This is a genomic window from Azotobacter chroococcum (assembly GCF_002220155.1).
GTDB lineage: Bacteria > Pseudomonadota > Gammaproteobacteria > Pseudomonadales > Pseudomonadaceae > Azotobacter > Azotobacter chroococcum.
Window position 1 is genome coordinate 4,321,085 of the sequence record NZ_CP011835.1, and the last position, 16,004, is coordinate 4,337,088.

Here is a 16,004-nt window from a genome sequence, read left to right on the forward strand (position 1 = left end):
GGAAACGTCCATGTCCGCCACCGGCACCCTCTACATCATTTCCGCACCCTCCGGCGCCGGCAAGACCAGCCTGGTCAAGGCCCTGATCGACGCCCTGCCGCAGGTGCGGGTATCGGTTTCCCACACCACCCGCGGCATGCGCCCGGGCGAGGTCGAAGGGGTGAACTACCACTTCGTCGAGCGCCCGACCTTCCTCGGCATGCTCGAACGGGGCGAGTTCCTCGAATACGCGGAGGTCTTCGGCAACCTCTACGGCACCTCGCAGCTGTGGCTGGAACAGACCCTGGCCGAAGGCTTCGACCTGATCCTGGAGATCGACTGGCAGGGCGCCCAGCAGGTCCGCCGGCTGCTGCCCCAGGCGCAATCGATCTTCATCCTGCCGCCGAGCCAGGAGGCGCTGCGCCAGCGCCTGACCAACCGCGGCCAGGACAGCGACGAGATCATCGAGCGGCGCATGCGCGAAGCGGTCAGCGAGATGAGCCACTACCTGGAATACGACTACCTGGTCATCAACGACGACTTCGCCCACGCCCTAGAGGACCTGAAGTCGATCTTCCGCGCCCGCCAGCTGCTGCAGGAAACCCAGCAGCGCCGCCACGGCGACCTGCTCGTCGAATTGCTGGCCTGAGGCCGCGCCGGCAGCGCGCGGCCCCAGCGCCCGTTCAGTGCCGGTGCAGGAAGGTCTTCAGCGCGGACACCAGCAGGATCACCCCGAGCAGGAGCATCAGCAGCCGCGTCGGTACCAGGCCGAGCAGCAGGCCGCCCAAGGCGGCACCAAGGATCGAGCCCGCCGCCATCCAGCCGAACAGCGGGCGTTCCCGGCCAAGGATGGCGAAGGCGCCGGAGCTGCTGTAGCGGGCGAAGCCGACGATCATGGTCGGCAGGCTGACCATCAGCGACAGGCTGCCGGCCAGCTTGATGTCCACCCCATAGAGCAGCACGATGGTCGGGATCAGCAGCTCGCCGCCGGCCACCCCGAGCAACGCCGCCACCACGCCGATGCCCAGCCCGGCGAGCAGGCCGGCGAGCAACTGCAGCGGCGCCGAAGCGAACAGCGGCGCGCTGCCATCGTGCAGCCCGACGGCGGCCTCCGCCAGCATCACCAGCGCCAGCCCCACCAGCATGACCATGACGATGCGGTCGAGCCACTGGCGCGACAGGCGCAGCGCATGCCCGGCCGCCCACCAGGCGCCGACCAGGCTGCCGGCCAGCAGGTTCAGGGCGATCCCCAGATGCGCCGCCAGTTGCTCCAGGGGGATGCCGCCGCTGCGAAACAGCAGGGCCGCAGCGACCACCACCAGGCTCATCGCCTTGTTGAAGATGACCGCTTCCAGGGTTTCCAGACGGAACAGCCCGACCAGCACCGGCAGGCGGAATTCCGCCCCGCCCAGGCCGATCAGCCCGCCCAGGGTGCCGATCAGCGAGCCGGCGAGGAAACCCTGGGCGCTGCGCAAGGAGGGCTGCATGGATTCAATGGCTTTCATGTCGTGCACTCACCAATATGCATACAAATAGATAACGAATACCTATTCAGCAAGAAGCACGCCACCTGCCAAAAAGGCCTTATCTCAGGATTTGCAAGGCATACCTCGGCCCGCCACGCCCCGGCGAAACCGGCGCATTTCGCTATATAGAAAAGGAAATCGCGCTACTTAGGGAACCGCTCGCGAGCCTGTCGCAACGCCAGCTCCTCGTCTGCGCCGCTGTCGCCTTTGCGACAAAGCCGACAGCCCGGCCCTTCCCCCGCCGGCGACCGCGCGGCCATTTGGCCCTTCCCTTCGAAGTGGCGTTTTCCTAGACTAGCCAGTCCGCTTGCCCATTTGGCTATTGCCACTCCCATTCGTCACGAGGAATACCATGGCCCGCGTTACCGTTGAAGACTGCCTGGACAACGTCGATAACCGCTTCGAGCTGGTCATGCTCGCCAGCAAGCGCGCACGCCAGCTGGCCACCGGCGGCAAGGAGCCGCGGGTACCCTGGGAGAACGACAAGCCCACCGTGGTCGCCCTGCGCGAGATCGCCGCGGGCCTGGTCGACTACAACGTCATCGCCCAGGACGAGATCGTTGCCGAGGAGCCGCTGTTCGCCGCCTTCGAGGAAGACAGCAACGAGGCCCTGTAACGCGATGTCCGACAGCGGTCGCAGCACGGGAGCACTGTCCGCTCGCCAGGGGGGACACCCTTGGCCAGCATAGAAACCCTTGCCGATCGGCTCCTGACCTACCTCGCCCCGGACCAGGTCAACCTGGTCCGCCGGGCCTATTACTACGCCGAGCAGGCCCACGACGGGCAGCGCCGGCGCAGCGGCGAACCCTACGTCACCCATCCCCTCGCCGTCGCCAACATCCTCGCCGACATGCACATGGACCATCAGAGCCTGATGGCCGCGATGCTCCATGACGTGATCGAGGACACCGGCATTCCCAAGGAAGCACTGGTCGAGCAATTCGGCGAAACCGTCGCCGAGCTGGTCGACGGGGTCAGCAAGCTGACCCAGATGAAGTTCGAGAACAAGGCCGAAGCGCAGGCCGAGAACTTCCAGAAGATGGCCATGGCCATGGCCCGCGACATCCGCGTGATCCTCGTCAAGCTGGCCGACCGCCTGCACAACATGCGCACCCTCGACATGCGCACCCTCGACGCGATGCCCTACGAGAAGAGCCGGCGCATCGCCAAGGAAACCCTGGAAATCTACGCACCCATCGCCAACCGGCTGGGCATGCACAGCATGCGCGTGGAGTTCGAGGACCTCGGCTTCAAGGCCATGCACCCGATGCGCTCGGCGCGCATCCGCCAGGCGGTGCGCCGCGCCCGCGGCAACCGCAAGGAAATCGTCGCCAAGATCGAGCAGTCGCTGGTCAACTGCCTCGAGCGCGAGGGCCTTGGCGGCGACGTCAAGGGCCGCGAGAAGCACCTCTACAGCATCTACAAGAAGATGCGCGGCAAGCGCAAGGCGTTCACCGAGATCATGGACGTCTACGCCTTCCGCATCGTGGTCGACAAGGTCGACACCTGCTATCGCGTGCTCGGCGCCGTGCACAACCTCTACAAGCCGCTGCCCGGCCGCTTCAAGGACTACATCGCGATTCCCAAGGCCAACGGCTACCAGTCGCTGCACACCACCCTGTTCGGCATGCACGGCGTGCCCATCGAGATCCAGATCCGCACCCGCGAGATGGAGGAGCTGGCCAACAACGGCATCGCCGCCCACTGGCTGTACAAGTCCGGCGACGAGGACCCGATCCGCGGCAACCACGCGCGGGCCCGGCAATGGGTCAAGGGCGTGCTCGAGCTGCAGCAGAGCGCCGGCAACTCGCTGGAATTCATCGAGAGCGTGAAGATCGACCTGTTTCCCGACGAGGTCTACGTGTTCACGCCCAAAGGCCGCATCATGGAGCTGCAGAAGGGCTCCACGGCGGTCGACTTCGCCTACGCGGTGCACACCGACGTCGGCAACAGCTGCATCGCCTGCCGCATCAACCGCCGCCTGGCGCCGCTCTCCCAGCCGCTGGAAAGCGGCGCCACGGTGGAGATCGTCACCGCCCCCGGCGCGCGGCCGAACCCGGCCTGGCTGAACTTCGTGGTCACCGCCAAGGCACGCACCCACATCCGCCACGCCCTCAAGCAGCAGCGCCGCTCGGAATCCATCAGCCTCGGCGAGCGCCTGCTCAACAAGGTGCTCGCCGGCTTCGACGCCAGCCTCGAACAGACCCCCGAGGAACGCATCCGCGAAGTGCTCGACGAGTACCGGATGGAAGTTCTCGAGGACCTCTTGGAAGACATCGGCCTGGGCAACCGCATGGCCTACGTGGTGGCCCGCCGCCTGCTGACCAGCGAAGGCGAGGAACTGCCCAGCGCCGAGGGCCCGCTGGCGATCCGCGGCACCGAAGGCCTGGTGCTGAGCTACGCGCGCTGCTGCTCGCCGATCCCCGGCGACCCCATCGTCGGCCACCTGTCGGCGGGCAAGGGGATGGTCGTGCACCTGGAGAACTGCCGCAACATCGGCGAGATCCGCCACAACCCGGAAAAATGCATCCCGCTGACCTGGTCCAAGGAGGTCAGCGGCGAATTCAACGTCGAGCTGCGTGTCGAGCTGGAACACCAGCGCGGCCTGATCGCCCTGCTCGCCGGCAGCGTCAACGCCGCGGACGGCAACATCGAGAAGATCGGCATGGACGAACGCGACGGCCGCACCAGCGTGGTCCAGCTGGTGGTCAGCGTGAAGGACCGCATCCACCTGGCCCGGGTGATCAGGAAGCTGCGCGCCCTCAAGGGCGTCCTCCGCCTCACCCGCGTACGCGCCTGACGGCGGGCGCCGGCCCGCGCGCCCGTTCAGACTTTCCCCCCAAGGAGCTCCCCATGAGCAAGACCGTGATCAACACCGACAAGGCCCCCGCCGCCATCGGCACCTATTCCCAGGCGATCAAGGCCGGCGACACCGTCTACCTGTCCGGACAGATCCCCCTCGATCCCAGGACCATGGAACTGGTCGAAGGCGACTTCGAAGCCCAGACCGTGCGGGTGTTCGAGAACCTCAAGGCGGTCGTCGAGGCGTCCGGCGGCTCGTTCGCCGACATCGTCAAGCTGAACATCTTCCTCACCGACCTGGCGCACTTCGCCAAGGTCAACGAGGTCATGGGCCGCTACTTCGCGCAGCCCTACCCGGCCCGCGCCGCCATCGGCGTCGCCTCCCTGCCGCGCGGCGCGCAGGTGGAAATGGACGGCGTCCTGGTCCTCGGCTGAGGCCCGCGGGCGGAGCCGCCGCTCCGCCCTTCCCCGGCGGCACACGCCCCCGCCTCGCAGCGTTATATTTACGAATATATAACGCTTGCCCTACACTGCTTCCCGGCCCCGCCAGCCAGGCACCCGAGCCTTGGCGGGAGAAGGATCTGTTCGCCCCTGTCCGGCACCTCCGGACAAGTCACGCATTCGCATGAATGACCTGCGCCGGGCCATCCCCGAGGGACGGCTGCGCATTCGACAATCTGTCCGCCATCCGCTGCACAGCGCACGCCGGAGCACCGCCCCGCGCGCGGCCTCCCGGCAGCCGAGGCGGGCACGCCATGAGGAGGCACACCATGTCCAACCCGCCGCTGGATAGCGAGGAAACCGCAACCACCCTCGCGATCACGCCGATCCCCGCCGAGTCCCTGCCGCTGGTGCGCGACACCATCGAGCGCCTGCGCCCGGGGGTGCAGCGCGACGGCGGCGACCTGGAGCTGGTCACCGTGCAGGACAACATCGTCCGCCTGCGCCTCAAGGGCGCCTGCGTCGGCTGCGCGATGTCCGCCCAGACCCTCGGCGGCGTGCGCCGCGAGCTGGTCAGGGTGCTCGGCAACCCCTCGGTTCGCGTGCTGCCGGCCCCCTGAGCAACCCCCATGCGCCCGACAGAACGCCAGACAGGAGCGGTTTCCATGTCCAGTCTTCCCCACTACTGCGAATGCGACTTCGGCGAGTGCCGCACGGACCTGCTGCCGCTGCTCTACGAAATGAGCCAGATCGCCACGGAGAGCGGCGACCTGTCGAGCATCATCAACATCCTGCTGCGCCTGATGCAGCGCCACATGAAGGTGGTGCGCGGCATGGTCAGCCTCCACGACCGCGACTCCGGCAGCATCGTCCTGCACGAGAGCTTCGGCCTCAGCGCCGAGGAGGCCGGCAAGGGCGTCTACCTGCTCGGCGAGGGCATCACCGGGCGGGTGGTGGAGACAGGCCAGAGCATCGTCGTGCCCTGCATCCGCGACGAGCCGGCGTTCCTCAACCGCACCGGCAGCCGCGACTGCGAAAGCGACGACGCCAACCTGTCGTTCATCTGCGTGCCGATCATGCGCGGCCGCCAGGTGATGGGCACGATCAGCGCCGAGCGCCTCTACGACAACGCCGAGCTGCTCAAGCTCGACGTCGAGGTGCTGTCGATCCTCGCCACCACCACCGCCCAGGCGGTCGAGCTGTACCTGGTGGAAAACGTCGAGAACGTCGCCCTCGAGGCGGAGAACCGCCGGCTGCGCAGCGCGCTGGGGGAACGCTTCAAGCCCGTCAACATCATCGGCAACTCCAAGCCGATGCTCGAGGTCTACCAGCTGATCGAGCGCGTGGTGCGCACCAGGACCACGGTGCTGATCCTCGGCGAGAGCGGCGTCGGCAAGGAACTGGTGGCCGGCGCCATCCACTACAACAGCCCGATGGCCAAGGGGCCGTTCGTCAAGTTCAACTGCGCCTCGCTGCCCGAATCGGTCATCGAGAGCGAGCTGTTCGGCCACGAGAAGGGCTCCTTCACCGGCGCCATCGGCCTGCGCAAGGGCCGCTTCGAGGAGGCCGCCGGCGGCACCATCTTCCTCGACGAGGTCGGCGAGATGTCGCTGACCACCCAGGCCAAGCTGCTGCGCGTGCTGCAGGAGCGCAGCTTCGAGCGGGTCGGCGGCAACACCACCATTCATGTCGACCTGCGGGTGATCGCCGCGACCAACCGCAACCTCGCCGAGATGGTCGCCGAGGGCAGCTTCCGCGAGGACCTCTACTACCGCCTCAACGTCTTCCCGATCACCATCCCGCCACTGCGCGAGCGCGGCAGCGACATCATCACCCTGGCCGACCACTTCGTCTCGCGCTTCTCGAAGGAGATGGGCATCGAGGTCAAGCGCATCTCCACCCCGGCGCTGAACATGCTGCAGACCTACCACTGGCCGGGCAACGTGCGCGAACTGGAGAACGTCATCGAGCGGGCCATGCTGCTCAGCGAGGACGGGGTGATCCACGGCTACCACCTGCCGCCGTCGCTGCAGGCGCCGGTGGTCGGCGACGGCGAGGCGCCGGCGGACGGCCTCGAGGCGCGCCTCAACGCCATCGAGTACGAACTCATCGTCGAGGCCCTCAAGCTGCACCACGGCAACATGACCGAGGCCGCGGCCCACCTCGGCCTGACCCGCCGCGTGCTCGGCCTGCGCATGGGCAAGTACCACCTCAACTACCGGAACTACCGCTGAGCGCGGGCGGCGGGCCGGGCGCCGTTCGCGAAGGTACTGCCGCGTACAGGGATCGTTCGCCGCGGTACGCCCAGGCCTCGTCTCCCCCGACCAAACCGCTCTACGGCGCGGCTTTCCTGGATTGGCGCGCTGTTTGCTCCAGCCCTCTGCAGGGGTTCGCGGCGGAGCGCTCCCCGCCGCACGCGCTCCGCCCGCCGAACGGCACTTTTCCATCCACCGCACGCGACGGCTGCTGCCCGTCCGGAGGGGTACGATGAACCAGACCGAAATCCACAACCTGCTCGACGAGCCGGCCTGCACCCACAACACGGCGGGCAAGACCGGCTGCGCGCGCTCGCGCCCCGGCGCCACCCAGGGCGGCTGCGCCTTCGACGGCGCGCAGATCGCGATCCTGCCGATCGCCGACGCCGCGCACATCGTCCACGGCCCGATCGGCTGCGCCGGCAGCTCCTGGGACCTGCGCGGCAGCAGCTCCTCCGGCCCGCAGCTGTACCGCCTGGGGATGACCACCGAACTGTCCGACATCGACGTGATCATGGGCCGCGGCGAGAAGAAGCTGTTCCACGCGATCCGCCAGGCGGTCGAGCGCTACCGTCCGCAGGCGGTGTTCGTCTACGGCACCTGCGTGCCGGCCATGCAGGGCGACGATATCAAGGCGGTGGCGCGCGACGCCAGCCAGCGCTGGGGCGTGCCGGTGATCCCGGTGGACGGCGCCGGCTTCTACGGCACCAAGAGTCTGGGCAACCGCATCGCCGGCGAGACCCTCTACCGCCACGTCATCGGCAGCCGCGAGCCGGCGCCGCTGCCGCCAGGCGCCGTCGGCTGCGGGATCAAGGTGCACGACGTCAACCTGATCGGCGAATACAACATCGCCGGCGAGTTCTGGCGCGTCGCGCCGCTGTTCGACGAACTCGGCCTGCGCATCCTCTGCACCCTCTCCGGCGACGCGCGCTTTCGCGAGGTCCAGACCATGCACCGCGCCAAGGCCAACATGGTGGTCTGCTCCAAGGCCATGCTCAACGTCGCCCGCCACCTGCGCGAGGACTACGGCACGCCGTTCTTCGAGGGCAGCTTCTACGGCATCGCCGACACCTCGCAGGCGCTGCGCGACTTCGCCAAGGCGATCGACGACCCGTCGCTGTCGGTACGCACCGAGCTGCTGATCCTGCGCGAGGAGAACAAGGCCAGGGCGGCACTCGCCCCCTGGCGCGAACGGCTGGCCGGCAAGCGCGCGCTGATCTTCTCCGGCGGGGTGAAATCCTGGTCGGTGGTCTCGGCGCTGCAGGATCTCGGCGTCGAGGTGATCGCCACCGGCACCGAGAAATCCACCGAGGAGGACCGCGCGCGGATCCGCGAACTGATGGGGGCGAACGCCCGGATGATCGACGACAACGACCAGGGCGCGCTGATCGCCACCTGCATCGAGAGCGGCGCCGACATCCTGATCGCCGGCGGCCGCTACCTGTACGCCGCGCTCAAGGCGCGCCTGGCGTTCCTCGACATCAACCACGAACGCGACTTCGGCTACGCAGGCTACGCAGGCTTCGTCGAACTGGCCCGCCAGCTGGCGCTGGCCGTGCACAGCCCGGTGTGGCAGCGCGTGCGCCAGGAGCCGCGCTGGGTGCGCGCGAGCACCACGACAGCCCTGCGGGAGGAAGCCTGACATGGCCCGGATCGTCCAGACCAACAAGCCGCTGAGCGTCAACCCGCTGCGCGTCAGCCAGCCGATGGGCGCCGCGCTGGCCTTCCTCGGCCTGGCCCGCAGCCTGCCGCTGGAACACGGCGCCCAGGGCTGCACGGCGTTCAGCAAGGTGTTCTTCACCCGCCACTTCCGCGAGCCCATCCCGCTGCAGACCACCGCGCTGGACATGTTCAGCAGCGTGCTCGGCGGCGACGAGCGGCTGCACGAGGGCCTGGCCACGGTGATCGACGAACACCGCCCGGAGGTGGTCGGGCTGGTCACCACCGGCCTGGTGGAAATGCAGGGCGCCGACATCCGCCGCGTGCTGCGCAGCTTCCATGCCGGGCGCTGCGAAAGCGCCAGCGTCGTCGCGGTGAACACCCCGGACACCCTCGGCGGGCTGGAGAGCGGCTACGCCCTGGCGGTGCAGGCGATCATCGCGGCCCTGGTGCCGGACGCCGTACTGCCGGCGGCGCAGCGCGCCCATCGCCAGGTCAACCTGCTGGCCGGATCGATGCTGACCCCCGCCGACGTCGAGGCGATCCGCGAATGGATCGAGGCCTTCGGCCTGCAGGCGGTGATCCTCCCCGATCTGGCCGACTCCCTCGACGGCCACCTGACGCCCCAGGGCTACAGCACCCTGACCAGCGGCGGCACCAGCCGCCAGGCGATCGCCGCCATGGGCCGCTCGGCGCTGACCCTGGTGATCGGCGACTCCCTCGGCAGCGCCGCCGACCTCTTGCAGGCGCGCACCGGGGTGCCGGACCTGCGCCTGCCCGGGCTGACCGCGCTGGCCGACTGCGACGCCTTCGTCCAGGCGCTCGCCGACGTCTCCGGCCGCCCGGTGCCGGCACGCATCCTCCGCCAGCGCGAGCAACTGCTCGACGCCCTGGTCGACAGCTACGTCCCGGTCGGCGGCGCGCGCATCGCCATCGGCGCCGACGCCGACCAGCTGGTGGCCCTCGGGCGCTTTCTCGACGACATCGGCGCCCGCCTGGTCGCCGCGGTCAGCCCCTGCCGCACGACGGCGCTGCAGGCGCTGAACGTCGAGGAGGTGGTGGTCGGCGACTTCGAGGATCTCGAAGAGCGCGCCCGCGAAGCCTCCGCGCAGCTGCTGATCGGCAACTCCCACGCCCTGCAGAGCGCCGAGCGCCTGGGCATCCCGCTGCTGCGCGCGGGCTTCCCGCAGTACGACCACTACGGCGCCGCGGCGCGCCTGTGGGTCGGCTACCGCGGCGCGCGCCAGCTGCTCTTCGAACTGGCCAACCTGTTCGCCCCCCGGGGCGCCGGCATCGCCCCCTACCACTCGCCGCTGCGCCAGGACTTCGACGGCGCCGCCGAACCTTCCGCGAGGAGCATCTCCGCATGATCAAAGTCGCCTTCGCCTCCAACGACCGCGTCAACGTCAACCTGCACTTCGGCGCCGCCGACACCCTGGTGGTCTACGACGTCTCGCCGGGCTACGCCGAACTGCTCGGCGTCGGCGAATTCGTCAAGGTCGACATGAAGGGCGAGAACCGCCTCAAGGCCCTGTCCACCGACGAGGAAACCACCAACGTCGTCGACCTGCAGCTCAGCGCCGAGGAACTGGAACGCCTCGCCGCCAAGCCGCCGGAAGACAAGGTGATCGCCAAGCTGGAGTTCCTCGACGGCTGCTCGGCGATCTACGCCGCCTCGATCGGCACCTCGTCGATCAAGCGGCTGATCGCCGCCGGCATCCAGCCGATCATCGTCGGCACCGGCCAGACCATCGAGGACCTGCTCAACGAGGTCAGCCTCGCCCTGCACTGCGGCGGCCTGAGCTGGGTGGAGCGCGCCAGGGCCAAGGCCGAACGCACCGCCCAGGCCCCCGCCGCGCCCCGCGAAACCGGCGGCGGGCTGCGCCTGATCACCTCCATCGACGAGCTGGAGTAGCCGTCATCTCCCGTGCGCTGCTACAGAGGCGGCGGGAGACGCTCAGTGCATCGAGTGATGATGCGCGGAATGCCCCTCCACGGCGTCCTTGCCGTGGTCGCCGAGCTGGGCGCCGATCCAGGCGTGAAGCGCATGGATCAGCTCGGGCCTGCTGGCGATGAACTGCAGCTGCGCACCGTTCTGGATATCCGCATACTTCACCGACATCTCGCCCGGCCTGGCCTGCCTGAGCGCCTCGAGGCCCGGCATGTCGTGGCCATGGATGGTTTCCGGGCCGGAAAAATCGCCCTTGGCGAACTGATCGCCGATGTCCTGCAGATGCTGACGGATCAGCCTCAGCTGGGCAGGGTCCGCACCGTCCTTCAAGACGACTTTCTGTACGCCGCCGTCAGGCGTTCTTTCAAAGATATGCGTGGTCTGGCTCAAGGCGAAGGGCATCACCTGCGTACCACGCCGGGCGACCTCCGCCTGGCGCTCGGGCGATGCCTGCGACGCGAATGCCTGGCCGGAAAGACATACAGCGATGCCCAGTACCGACAAGAGCCTCAACGATCTTTCCATGGAATTCAAAATACCCTCCTGCATCAAATGCCTGTTCAACGCCTCAACGACCGGCCAGCGACTTGCCTGCGGCAAGTTCCGAAGCCGGCAGTTCTTCAACCGGCCATCAGCCGCCGGCCATTGCCGAAACAATACATTCTCACCCGGTTCCCGCTCACCTTTTGGGGGCGAACGGCATGCCCGGACCTCTCCCCTCTCCCTGGCCGGGAATACGACTGCATGGATGCAGGAGATAGGCCGGCGCAGGAGGCCAAAGCCGAGGGGCCGGGGGAGAGGGGAAGCAGGCCGTCGTTCCCAAAGATCGCTGCAGGCTTGAGCCGGGGTTTCACGAACATGCTCTAGTGGCCTGCCTGATTAGTCCACTAACTCATTCCGGATTACTGCCAGCTTTGCTCGATGCACGGAGCTGATAATCGACTCAGCCGTTTTGCTCCAGCGGAACGGCTTGGTCGAATGTTCGTTATGAGCCTCAATGAAGCGACGAATAGCCGCTCTCAGGTCAGCCACGCTGTAATTGCATGTGGTTGTCGGGGGGTTACCAGCTGCCCGCAGGCGACGGCGGCCAGCTGTTCATCAGGCTCATGCCCTTCTCGCGACCACGATCGCGTCGAGCGACTGCGCGATGAGGCTCCCCACGCGGCCGAGCGGGCGGATCGGGTCGCCGGCCGAATCCTCGACCTGCAGCGTGGCCCGGTCCTGCAGGGCGCTGAGCGGGTATGCGATATAAGGGTCGAACGGGCCGACGGCGACGCCGATCCGAAGATCGGCCAGCACGGCGGAACTGGCGAAGAACAGTGCAGCGGCGAGCAGGGCTGCGCGCCGGCGGGCGAAGGCCCGGAAGAAACTGGCGGTATGCATGACGGCACCGTGCTTATTGTTGTTGGTGGCTTTCGTTCGTCTGGCAGGATTGGACTCTGATTGGAAATAAAATTCCAATAAATACAATTTAAGAATTTTATTTCCAAAAGCACCCCGGAAAATACCTTCTCACCCGCGTCCCAGACACTCCCGGGCCAAACAAACAATTGATAAGCATTATCATCTGAATTAAAGTCCCGGCTTCTGCGCAGCGCTGCTGCCTATCGCCAAGGAGTGGAGCCCCGATGTTCGAGCTGGACGACGTCAGCTTCAGCCTGCCCGGCCGCCACCTGCTGCAGCAGGTCAGCCTGCAGATTCCCCACGGCCAGATGGTCGGCCTGATCGGCCACAACGGCTCGGGCAAGTCGACCCTGATCAAGCTGCTAGCCCGCCAGCTCGTCCCGGCCGGCGGCCACCTGCGGCTGGACGGCAAACCGCTGGACGCGTGGTCCGAGCGTGAATTCGCCCGTCACGTCGCCTACCTGCCACAGCAACTGCCGGCGGCGGAAAGCCTGACGGTGCGCGAGCTGGTCGGCTTCGGCCGCTACCCCTGGCACGGCCTGCTCGGGCGCTTCACCGCCGACGACCGGGTCCACGTCGACCGCGCCCTCGAGCTGACCGGCACCGCCGGCTTCGCCGAGCGGCTGGCCGATCAGCTCTCCGGCGGCGAGCGCCAGCGCGTCTGGCTGGCCATGCTGCTGGCGCAGAACAGCCGCTACCTGCTGCTCGACGAGCCGACCTCGGCGCTGGATCTCGCCCATCAGGTGGAAGTCCTCGCCCTGGTCCGCGACCTCAGCCGCCACCTCGGGCTCGGCGTGGTGGTGGTGCTCCACGACATCAACATGGCCGCCCGCTACTGCGACCGCCTGGTCGCCCTGCACAGCGGGCGCCTGCTGTTCAGCGGTACGCCGGCCGCGCTGATGAACCCCGCCACCCTGGAGGCGATCTACGGCATCCCGATGCGCGTGCTGCAGCATCCCGAGGCCGGCCAGCCGATCGCCGTGGTGCACTGATGCGCGCCCTGCTCGCCGCGCTGCTGCTGGCGCTCGCCACGCCCCTGCCGGCCGCGCCGCCGCAGCGCATCGCCACGGTCGACTGGGGGCTGGCCGAAACCCTGCTCGGCCTCGGCGTGACGCCGGTCGGCGTGGCGCAGCTCGACGGCTACCGGCGCTGGGTCGGCGAGCCGGCGCTGCCGGCCGACGTGGTCGACCTCGGCCTGCGCGTCGAGCCGAACCTGGAGCTGCTCGCCGAACTCAAGCCCGAGCTGATCCTGATCAGCCCGCAGTTCGAGAACGCCCGCGCCCGTCTGGAACGCATCGCCCCGGTGCAGAGCCTGGCGCTGTTCACCCCGGACGGCGAGGCCTACAGCGGCGCCCAGCGGGTGGTCCGCGAGCTGGCCGGGCTGCTCGGCCGCGAGGCCGCCGGCGAGGCGCTGATCGCCCGCGTCGACGCCCGTCTGGCGGCGGTCCGTGCGCGGCTGGCCGAACGTCCGCAGCCGCCGCTCTACGTGGCCAGCTTCCTCGATGCGCGGCACGTCCGCCTGTTCGGCGCGCAGAGCCTCTACCAGGGGGTACTCGAACGGGTCGGCCTGGAGAACGCCTGGCGCGGGCGCACCAACTACTGGGGCTTCGCCCAGGTCGGCATCGAGCGGCTGGCCGAACGCCCGGAGGCGGCGCTGCTCTACCTCGAACCGCTGCCGCCGGATGCCGCGCGCGGCCTGGCCGCCAGCCCGCTCTGGCAGCGCCTGCCGCTGGTCCGCGCCGGGCGCGCGCACGCCCTGCCGCCGGTGTGGAGCTTCAACGGCCTGCTCGCCGCCGAACGCTTCGCCGGGCTGCTCGAAGCGCAGCTGACCGCCACCCCGCCTTCGGACTCCGAAAGGGCCCAGCCATGACCGACCTGCCCAGCGCCGCCCTGCCGGCGACCCTTTCCCATCCGGCCTCCCGCACGCCGCTGCCGCTGTGCCTCGCCCTGCTGCTCGCCGCCGCCGCGCTGGCCGGCGCCGACCTCGCCGCGCGCCTGCCGGCCGCGCAGTGGCTGCCGGCGCTGTTCGCCCCGGCGGCGGACGACATGCGCCAGCTGCTGCTGCACTTCAGCTGGCTGCCGCGCCTGTGCATGGCCGCGCTGTGCGGCGCCGCGCTGGCGCTGGCCGGCACCCTGATGCAACAGGTGCTGCGCAACCCGCTGGCCTCGCCGGGCACCCTCGGCGTGGCCAGCGGCGCCCAGCTCGCGCTGGCGCTGGCCACCCTGTGGGCGCCGCAACTCCTGGTCGACGGCCGCGAATGGGTGGCCCTGGCCGGCGGCGGCCTGGCCACCCTGCTGGTGTTCGCCCTCGCCTGGCGGCGCGGCCTGGCGCCCCTGACGGTGATCCTCGCCGGGCTGGTGGTCGGCCTCTACCTCGGCGCCCTGGCCAAGGGCCTGATGCTGGCCCGCGAGCAGGACCTCAGCGCGGTGTTCATCTGGGGCTCCGGCTCGCTCAGCCAGAACGGCTGGCAGGGCGTGGCCTTTCTGCTGCCGCGCCTGGCCGTGGCGTTGCTCCTGCTGCTGCCGCTGCTGCGCCCGCTCGCCCTGCTGGAGCTGGACGACAGCGGCGCGCGCAGCCTCGGCGTGCCGCTCGGCCTGCTGCGCTTCATCGGCCTGGCCCTGGCGGTCTACGTCAGCGCCTGCGTGACCAGCGCCGTCGGGGTGATCGGCTTCATCGGCCTGGCCGCCCCGGCCATCGCCCGCCTGCTCGGCGCGCGGCGCTTCAGCCAGCGCCTGCTCTGGGCGCCGCTGCTCGGTGCGGCGCTGCTGCTGCTCACCGACCTGGCGATCCAGCGCCTAGCCGGGCCGCTGGCCGAGCTGCTGCCGACCGGCGCCGCCACCGCCCTGCTCGGCGCGCCCTTGCTGCTCTGGCTGCTGCCGCGCCTGCAACTGACCGGCGGACGCCCGCAGCCCACTGCCGGCGCTGCAGCCTGGCGTCATCCGCGGCCGCGGCAACGGCTCGCCCTGCTCGGCGCCCTGCTGCTGCTCGGCGTGCCGCTCGCCCTCGGCGTCGGCCAGGGCCTGCACGGCTGGGGCTGGCAGCTCGACGGCGCGCTGCTCGACTGGCGCCTGCCGCGGGTGGTGGTCGCCCTCGGCGCGGGCGTCCTGCTGGCGCTGGCCGGCACCCTGGTGCAGCGGCTCACTGCCAACCCGATGGCCAGCCCCGAGGTGCTCGGCCTCGGCGCCGGCGCGGCGCTCGGTCTGGTGGCGCTGCTCTTCCTGCTGCCCGGCGCCGGCCTGGCATTGAAGCTGCCGCTCGGCGCCGGCGGCGCCCTGGCGGTGCTGCTCTTGATCGTGGCGATGAGCCACAGGAGCGGCTTCGCCCCCGAGCGGGTGCTGCTGATCGGCATCGCCCTGACCGCCTTCTTCGACGCGCTGCAGGTGATCCTGCTGGCCGGCGGCGACCCGCGCGGGCAGAGCCTGCTCGGCTGGATGTCCGGCTCCACCTATTTCGTCGACGCGCCGACCGCCTGGGCGCTGCTCGCCGGCGCCCTGCTGCTGCTCGCGGCGACCCTGCCCTGCGTGCGCTGGCTGGAGCTGCTGCCGCTCGGCGAGGGCAGCGCGCGCGCCCTCGGCGTGCCGCTGGGACGCAGCCGGCTATGCCTGCTGCTGCTGGCGGCGCTGATGACTGCCGGGGCGACCCTGGTGGTCGGCCCGCTGAGTTTCGTCGGCCTGCTCGCCCCGCACCTGGCGCGCCTGCTCGGCCTGACCCGGGCATTGCCGCAACTGCTCGGCGCCAGCCTGCTCGGCGCGCTGACCCTGCTGCTGGCCGACTGGCTGGGGCGCAACCTGCTGTTCCCCCTGCAACTGCCGGCCGGCCTGCTCGCCTCGCTGGTCGGCGGGGCCTACTTCATGTTCTGCCTGGGACGGCGCTGAGGGGCGGTCGGGATCGGTCGGAGCCGGCGCGCAGGCATAACAACGTAGAGCGGGTGCAACCCGCCGTTTCGGGGCGGGCCTTTGCCATTTCCGGCGGGTTTCACCCGCCCT

General features: G+C 69.3%; 15 protein-coding genes and 1 pseudogene. 12 read left to right on the plus strand and 4 right to left on the minus strand.

Features of this window, described 5'->3' with window-relative positions; translation table 11 throughout:
• The first annotated feature begins 10 nt into the window (after positions 1-10).
• The gene (gene gmk / locus ACG10_RS20245; protein WP_039806811.1) at positions 11-628 is read left to right on the plus strand and encodes a guanylate kinase; all 618 of its coding nucleotides are present in this window, start codon (positions 11-13) and stop codon (positions 626-628) included.
• A 34-nt stretch (positions 629-662) separates the two neighbouring features.
• Here the strand turns inward: gmk and ACG10_RS20250 are convergent, their stop codons facing one another.
• Complete coding sequence (locus ACG10_RS20250) at positions 663-1,484, minus strand: sulfite exporter TauE/SafE family protein (protein ID WP_089169584.1); 822 nt, start codon at positions 1,482-1,484, stop codon at positions 663-665.
• A gap of 373 nt (positions 1,485-1,857) precedes the next feature.
• Here ACG10_RS20250 and rpoZ point away from each other — a divergent pair, with 373 nt between their 5' ends.
• From rpoZ to ACG10_RS20290, 8 genes are all read left to right on the plus strand, one after another.
• Positions 1,858-2,121, plus strand: a complete 264-nt coding sequence (rpoZ, locus tag ACG10_RS20255) for a DNA-directed RNA polymerase subunit omega (protein ID WP_089169585.1) — start codon at positions 1,858-1,860, stop codon at positions 2,119-2,121.
• Positions 2,122-2,181: 60 nt separating this feature from the next.
• Positions 2,182-4,305 carry a bifunctional GTP diphosphokinase/guanosine-3',5'-bis pyrophosphate 3'-pyrophosphohydrolase gene (gene spoT / locus ACG10_RS20260; protein WP_089169586.1) on the plus strand — a complete coding sequence of 708 codons (2,124 nt, stop codon included), beginning with the start codon at positions 2,182-2,184 and terminating at the stop codon, positions 4,303-4,305.
• A gap of 53 nt (positions 4,306-4,358) precedes the next feature.
• Positions 4,359-4,742 carry a RidA family protein gene (locus ACG10_RS20265; protein WP_089169587.1) on the plus strand — a complete coding sequence of 128 codons (384 nt, stop codon included), beginning with the start codon at positions 4,359-4,361 and terminating at the stop codon, positions 4,740-4,742.
• A 335-nt stretch (positions 4,743-5,077) separates the two neighbouring features.
• The gene (locus tag ACG10_RS20270; protein ID WP_089169588.1) at positions 5,078-5,368 is read left to right on the plus strand and encodes a NifU family protein; all 291 of its coding nucleotides are present in this window, start codon (positions 5,078-5,080) and stop codon (positions 5,366-5,368) included.
• A 45-nt stretch (positions 5,369-5,413) separates the two neighbouring features.
• Entirely contained in the window at positions 5,414-6,982 is a 1,569-nt protein-coding gene (gene vnfA1 / locus ACG10_RS20275) for a vanadium-dependent nitrogenase transcriptional regulator VnfA1 (RefSeq protein ID WP_089169589.1), read from the plus strand.
• Between the two features lie 253 nt (positions 6,983-7,235).
• Positions 7,236-8,645 (plus strand): nitrogenase iron-molybdenum cofactor biosynthesis protein NifE, encoded by a 1,410-nt coding sequence (gene nifE, locus ACG10_RS20280; RefSeq protein ID WP_089169590.1) that lies wholly within the window; start codon positions 7,236-7,238, stop codon positions 8,643-8,645.
• A gap of 1 nt (position 8,646) precedes the next feature.
• Entirely contained in the window at positions 8,647-10,032 is a 1,386-nt protein-coding gene (nifN, locus tag ACG10_RS20285; protein ID WP_089169591.1) for a nitrogenase iron-molybdenum cofactor biosynthesis protein NifN, read from the plus strand.
• Complete coding sequence (locus tag ACG10_RS20290; RefSeq protein WP_089169592.1) at positions 10,029-10,577, plus strand: NifB/NifX family molybdenum-iron cluster-binding protein; 549 nt, start codon at positions 10,029-10,031, stop codon at positions 10,575-10,577. The genes nifN and ACG10_RS20290 overlap by 4 nt, the downstream gene beginning before the upstream one ends.
• Positions 10,578-10,619: 42 nt before the next feature.
• Here ACG10_RS20290 and ACG10_RS20295 read toward each other — a convergent pair whose 3' ends face one another.
• The 3 genes and pseudogenes from ACG10_RS20295 to ACG10_RS20300 form a co-directional block, all read right to left on the minus strand.
• Positions 10,620-11,138: an aspartate carbamoyltransferase gene (locus tag ACG10_RS20295; RefSeq protein ID WP_089169593.1), complete on the minus strand. Its 519-nt coding sequence runs from the start codon at positions 11,136-11,138 to the stop codon at positions 10,620-10,622.
• 354 nt (positions 11,139-11,492) lie between these two features.
• A pseudogene (locus tag ACG10_RS23895) lies at positions 11,493-11,648 on the minus strand (IS630 family transposase); the annotation flags it as partial.
• Between the two features lie 69 nt (positions 11,649-11,717).
• Complete coding sequence (locus tag ACG10_RS20300) at positions 11,718-11,996, minus strand: hypothetical protein (RefSeq protein ID WP_089169594.1); 279 nt, start codon at positions 11,994-11,996, stop codon at positions 11,718-11,720.
• A 245-nt stretch (positions 11,997-12,241) separates the two neighbouring features.
• Between ACG10_RS20300 and ACG10_RS20305 the strand changes: the two genes are divergently transcribed.
• The 3 genes from ACG10_RS20305 to fhuB are packed head-to-tail and all read left to right on the plus strand — an operon-like array spanning position 12,242 to position 15,893.
• The gene (locus ACG10_RS20305) at positions 12,242-13,009 is read left to right on the plus strand and encodes an ABC transporter ATP-binding protein (RefSeq protein ID WP_089169595.1); all 768 of its coding nucleotides are present in this window, start codon (positions 12,242-12,244) and stop codon (positions 13,007-13,009) included.
• Positions 13,009-13,887, plus strand: coding sequence for a Fe(3+)-hydroxamate ABC transporter substrate-binding protein FhuD (fhuD, locus tag ACG10_RS20310; RefSeq protein WP_157731492.1), 879 nt, complete (start codon positions 13,009-13,011; stop codon positions 13,885-13,887). Before ACG10_RS20305 ends, fhuD begins: the two co-directional genes overlap by 1 nt.
• Positions 13,884-15,893 (plus strand): Fe(3+)-hydroxamate ABC transporter permease FhuB, encoded by a 2,010-nt coding sequence (gene fhuB / locus ACG10_RS20315; RefSeq protein ID WP_089169597.1) that lies wholly within the window; start codon positions 13,884-13,886, stop codon positions 15,891-15,893. The genes fhuD and fhuB overlap by 4 nt, the downstream gene beginning before the upstream one ends.
• The last annotated feature ends 111 nt before the right edge of the window (positions 15,894-16,004 follow it).

Coding starts and splice junctions, on each gene's coding strand:
- gmk (WP_039806811.1), top strand. CDS start 11: ATGTCCGCCACCGGCACCCTCTACATCATTTCCGCACCCTCCGGCGCC.
- ACG10_RS20250 (WP_089169584.1), bottom strand. CDS start 1,484: ATGAAAGCCATTGAATCCATGCAGCCCTCCTTGCGCAGCGCCCAGGGT.
- rpoZ (WP_089169585.1), top strand. CDS start 1,858: ATGGCCCGCGTTACCGTTGAAGACTGCCTGGACAACGTCGATAACCGC.
- ACG10_RS20265 (WP_089169587.1), top strand. CDS start 4,359: ATGAGCAAGACCGTGATCAACACCGACAAGGCCCCCGCCGCCATCGGC.
- ACG10_RS20270 (WP_089169588.1), top strand. CDS start 5,078: ATGTCCAACCCGCCGCTGGATAGCGAGGAAACCGCAACCACCCTCGCG.
- vnfA1 (WP_089169589.1), top strand. CDS start 5,414: ATGTCCAGTCTTCCCCACTACTGCGAATGCGACTTCGGCGAGTGCCGC.
- nifE (WP_089169590.1), top strand. CDS start 7,236: ATGAACCAGACCGAAATCCACAACCTGCTCGACGAGCCGGCCTGCACC.
- nifN (WP_089169591.1), top strand. CDS start 8,647: ATGGCCCGGATCGTCCAGACCAACAAGCCGCTGAGCGTCAACCCGCTG.
- ACG10_RS20290 (WP_089169592.1), top strand. CDS start 10,029: ATGATCAAAGTCGCCTTCGCCTCCAACGACCGCGTCAACGTCAACCTG.
- ACG10_RS20295 (WP_089169593.1), bottom strand. CDS start 11,138: ATGGAAAGATCGTTGAGGCTCTTGTCGGTACTGGGCATCGCTGTATGT.
- ACG10_RS20300 (WP_089169594.1), bottom strand. CDS start 11,996: ATGCATACCGCCAGTTTCTTCCGGGCCTTCGCCCGCCGGCGCGCAGCC.
- ACG10_RS20305 (WP_089169595.1), top strand. CDS start 12,242: ATGTTCGAGCTGGACGACGTCAGCTTCAGCCTGCCCGGCCGCCACCTG.
- fhuD (WP_157731492.1), top strand. CDS start 13,009: ATGCGCGCCCTGCTCGCCGCGCTGCTGCTGGCGCTCGCCACGCCCCTG.
- fhuB (WP_089169597.1), top strand. CDS start 13,884: ATGACCGACCTGCCCAGCGCCGCCCTGCCGGCGACCCTTTCCCATCCG.